At 69.9% G+C, this 3,850-nt stretch carries 4 protein-coding genes; all 4 read left to right on the top strand.

What is annotated here, in order from left to right; translation table 11 throughout:
* Positions 1-344 (top strand): flagellar biosynthetic protein FliR (locus tag N869_RS13415; protein WP_035062413.1); only part of this gene is annotated, 344 nt, incomplete at its 5' end.
* Entirely contained in the window at positions 341-1,453 is a 1,113-nt protein-coding gene (locus tag N869_RS13420; RefSeq protein ID WP_035062414.1) for an EscU/YscU/HrcU family type III secretion system export apparatus switch protein, read from the top strand. The genes N869_RS13415 and N869_RS13420, both read left to right, overlap by 4 nt.
* Before the next feature lie 67 nt (positions 1,454-1,520).
* Positions 1,521-3,578 carry a flagellar biosynthesis protein FlhA gene (locus N869_RS13425; protein ID WP_035062416.1) on the top strand — a complete coding sequence of 686 codons (2,058 nt, stop codon included), beginning with the start codon at positions 1,521-1,523 and terminating at the stop codon, positions 3,576-3,578.
* Positions 3,568-3,850 (top strand): hypothetical protein (locus N869_RS13430; protein WP_198026081.1); only part of this gene is annotated, 283 nt, incomplete at its 3' end. The genes N869_RS13425 and N869_RS13430, both read left to right, overlap by 11 nt.

Raw genomic sequence — 3,850 nt, forward strand, 5'->3', positions numbered from 1 at the left:
ACCACATGATCATCGCGGGGCTGGCGCGGACGTTCGACGCCCTGCCGTTGGGGGTGCCGTTGAACCTGGCGGCGATGGCGCAGGCGGTCACCGGGGGGATCACCGGGCTGTTCGTCGCGGCGCTGCAGGTCGCCGGACCCCTGATCGTGGTCCTGTTCCTGGCTGACATCGGTCTGGGTCTGCTGACCCGGGTGGCGCCTGCGCTGAACGCGTTCGCGCTGGGCTTCCCGTTGAAGATCCTGCTGACGATCACGTTGTCGGCGATGGTGTTCCTGGCGCTCCCGCAGATCATCTCGGCACTCACGGACACCGCGGTGACGAACGTGCTGGAGGTGGGTCGGTGAGCGACGACAACTCCCAGGAGCGGACCGAGGACGCGACCCCCAAGCGGATGAAGGAGGTCCGCCGGGACGGGTCGCTCCAGCGGTCGCAGGACCTGTCGGCGTGGTTGGGCATCGGGTTCGGCGGGTTGATGGCGGTGTTCGTCCTGCGGAACGGGCGCGACGCGGCCCGGGACCAGATGGCCCTGGTGGAGGAGGTCATCTCCGCACCGGATCCCGAGATGGCGGTCACGGCGTTGGGGCAGGGGCTCGGGTCGATCATGTGGACCTTGGCGCCGCTGATGGTGGTGGTGGTGCTCGCGGCGGTGATCGGCTCGGCCCTGCAGGGCGGGATCCACATCGCGAAGAAGAAGCTGAAGCCCACGTTCAAGCAGTTCAACCTCGCCAAGGGGATGAAGCAGAAGTTCGGGGTCCAGGCGTTGTGGCAGGGCGTCAAGGCGGCTCTGAAGGCGTTCGCGATCGGCGCCGTGCTGTACATGGTGATCCAGGGCCTGATCCCGCTTCTGCTCGGCTCGGGCATGCACTCCCTGTCCCAGATCATCGGGGCCGCGACGGGTGGTGTGTCGAACCTCGTGCGTACCGCTGTGATCGCGGGTCTGGTCCTGGCCGCCTTCGACGTCCTCGTCATCTCCAAGCGCAACCGGAAGAAGACGAAGATGACGAAGAAGGAGGTCAAGGACGAGAACAAGCAGATGGAGGGTGACCCCCTGCTGAAGTCGGCCATCCGGTCGAAGCAGATCGCGATGTCCCGCAACCGCATGATCGCTGAGGTGGGGAAGGCCGACGTCGTGCTCGTCAACCCCACGCACGTCGCGGTGGCGTTGCGCTACGAGCCCGGCACGGGTGCTCCCCGGGTGGTCGCGAAGGGGTCGGGGCACATGGCCAAGCGGATCCGCGAGGTCGCGGCTGCGGAGCGGGTGCCCATGGTCGAGGACGTGCCTCTGGCGCGTGCGCTGCACGCGGCGTGCGAGCTCGGGCAGGAGATCCCCGGCCACCTGTTCACGGCGGTGGCGAAGGTCCTGGCCTTCGTGATGGCGCTGCGGCGACGTGGTGCCGCAGCGGGGACCCACAGGCAGCCCGAGGGCCCGAGCGAGATCCCCGAGGCGGCATGAGACCTGTGACCCGCTCCCTGTCCCCTGAGATCTCGATCCCCAGCCCGTCCACCGAGGAGGCCCGGCGATGACCGGCAAGAAGATCACCCAGCTCGCCGTCCCGGTGGGTGTGGTGGGCATCGTCATGATGCTGGTGGTGCCGCTGCCCGCGGGGATGCTGGACTTCCTGATCGTCATCAACATCACGTTGGCGCTGGTGGTGCTGCTGACGAGCATGTACGTCAAGCGGCCCCTGGACTTCTCGGTCTTCCCCTCGATGCTGCTGGTGCTGACGCTTTTCCGGTTGGGCCTGAACGTGGCGTCGACCCGACTGGTCCTGCGCGACGGCTACGCCGGTGAGGTGATCAACGCGTTCGGGAACTTCGTGATCGGCGGTTCGCTGATCATCGGTCTGGTCATCTTCCTGATCCTGGTGGTCATCCAGTTCGTGGTCATCACCAACGGTGCCGGCCGTGTGGCGGAGGTCGGTGCACGCTTCACCCTCGACGCGATGCCGGGTAAGCAGATGGCCATCGACGCCGACCTGAACTCGGGGCTCATCGACGAGGACGAGGCGCGTCGTCGGCGCGCGGAGATCGCCGCCGAGGCGGACTTCTACGGTGCGATGGACGGTGGCTCGAAGTTCGTCAAGGGCGACGCGATCGCGGGCATCATCATCACGATCATCAACCTGCTGGGCGGGTTCGGGGTCGGGATGCTGACGATGGGCATGTCGGCGGGTGAGTCGCTGGAGCGCTTCAGCCTCCTGACGATCGGCGACGGCCTGGTCACCCAGATCCCGGCCCTGCTGATGGCGGTGTCGACCGGTCTGATCGTGACGCGGGCCACCGCGTCGGAGGACATGGGCTCGGCGGCCAGCAACCAGCTGACCCAGAGCCGCACCGCCCTGCTGATCGCCGGTTCGACGGCGATCGCCCTGGCGCTGGTGCCGGGCCTGCCGAAGCTGCCGTTCATCCTGGTGGGTGTGGTCCTGGTCGTCGTGGGCCAGCGGATCTCGGCCAAGGACAAGGCCGAGGCGGCGGCGGAGGAGGTCGACCCCGCGGCTGCCGTGACCGCTCCGGCGGCGGACACGCCGGAGGCGCTGATCGAGCAGATGCGCGTCCACGCCCTGGAGATCCTGCTGGCCCCCGACCTGGTGGACCTGGTGGGCACCGGCAGCGACCAGGACCTCCTGGCCCGGGTGCGTGGTCTGCGCCGCAAGGTCGCGATGGAGCTGGGGATCGTCGTGCCCCCGGTGCGGACCCGTGACTCGGTGGACCTGCCCCGCTCGACGTACGTGGTGCGGATCGCGGGGGTCGAGGTGGGCCGCGGTGAGGCGCCGTCGGGCCGGGTCCTGGCGTTGGGCGACAACCTGGACGGTGTGGGTGGCACCCCGGTGGTGGAGCCGGTGTTCGGGCTGCCGGGCAAGTGGGTGCCCAGCGAGCTGCGGCACGCCGCCGAGATGGTGGGCGCCACGGTCGTGGACCGGGTGTCCGTGCTGATCACCCACCTGGGGGCGATCATCGAGGCCAACGCCCCACGCCTGCTGTCCCGGGAGGACGTGCGGGTGCTGACCGAGGGGGTCAAGCAGGTGAACCCGTCGGTGGTCGACGAGCTGATCCCGGCGATGATGTCCCTGGGTGAGGTGCAGCGGGTGCTGCAGGGGCTGCTGGCCGAGCGGGTCGCCATCCGTGACCTGCCGCGCATCCTGGAGGGCCTGACCCTGCGGGCGAAGGTCTCCACGGACGTGGAGGGCCTGGTGGAGGCTGCGCGGCAGTCCCTGGGCCCGGCCCTGGCCGCCCCGTACGCCCAGGACGGGGTGCTGCGGGTGGTGACCCTGGACCCGACGCTGGAGCAGCACCTGGTGGAGGCGATCCGCCCGGCCGACGGCGGTGCCCAGCTGCTGCTGGACCCTGCGCGCGCGGACCGGGTCCTGGGGACGCTGCGCTCGATCGTCGCCTCGGCCGAGGCGAGCGGCCGGGAGGCGGTCCTGGTGTGTGCGCCGGCGCTGCGCGCCGCGCTGCGTCGCACCGTGGTCCTGGCGCTGCCCAACCTGCCTGTGCTCTCCTACTCGGAGGTGACCGGTGCCGGGTTGGAGATCGAGACCGTGGGGGTCGTGAGCGATGCCGCCGCGCTTGCTGCTTGACGGGGAGGACCTGCGTGCCCTGATGCTGCGTGTGCGGCAGGAGGCGGGACCTGATGCACGGATCGTGAAGGCCGAACGCATCCGGTCGGGGGGCTTCGCGGGCTTCTTCGCCAAGGAGCACTACGAGCTGACCGTCGAGGTCCCCGAGGTGCGCCCGGCACGCAAGGCCCGCCGCCGCCCGGCGCGTTCCGGTGGCGCGGCCCCGGCAGGGATCGACGCCCTGCTCGAGGCGGCGGATGCCGCCGAGCAGCACGACGGCGATCCGGCGGAGG

The sequence above is a fragment of the Cellulomonas bogoriensis 69B4 = DSM 16987 genome (genome assembly GCF_000767165.1).
GTDB classification, from domain to species: Bacteria; Actinomycetota; Actinomycetes; order Actinomycetales; family Cellulomonadaceae; genus Actinotalea; species Actinotalea bogoriensis.

What these genes read in the sequence shown, in the direction of transcription:
- N869_RS13425 (WP_035062416.1), top strand. Translation starts at nt 1,521, where the DNA reads ATGACCGGCAAGAAGATCACCCAGCTCGCCGTCCCGGTGGGTGTGGTG.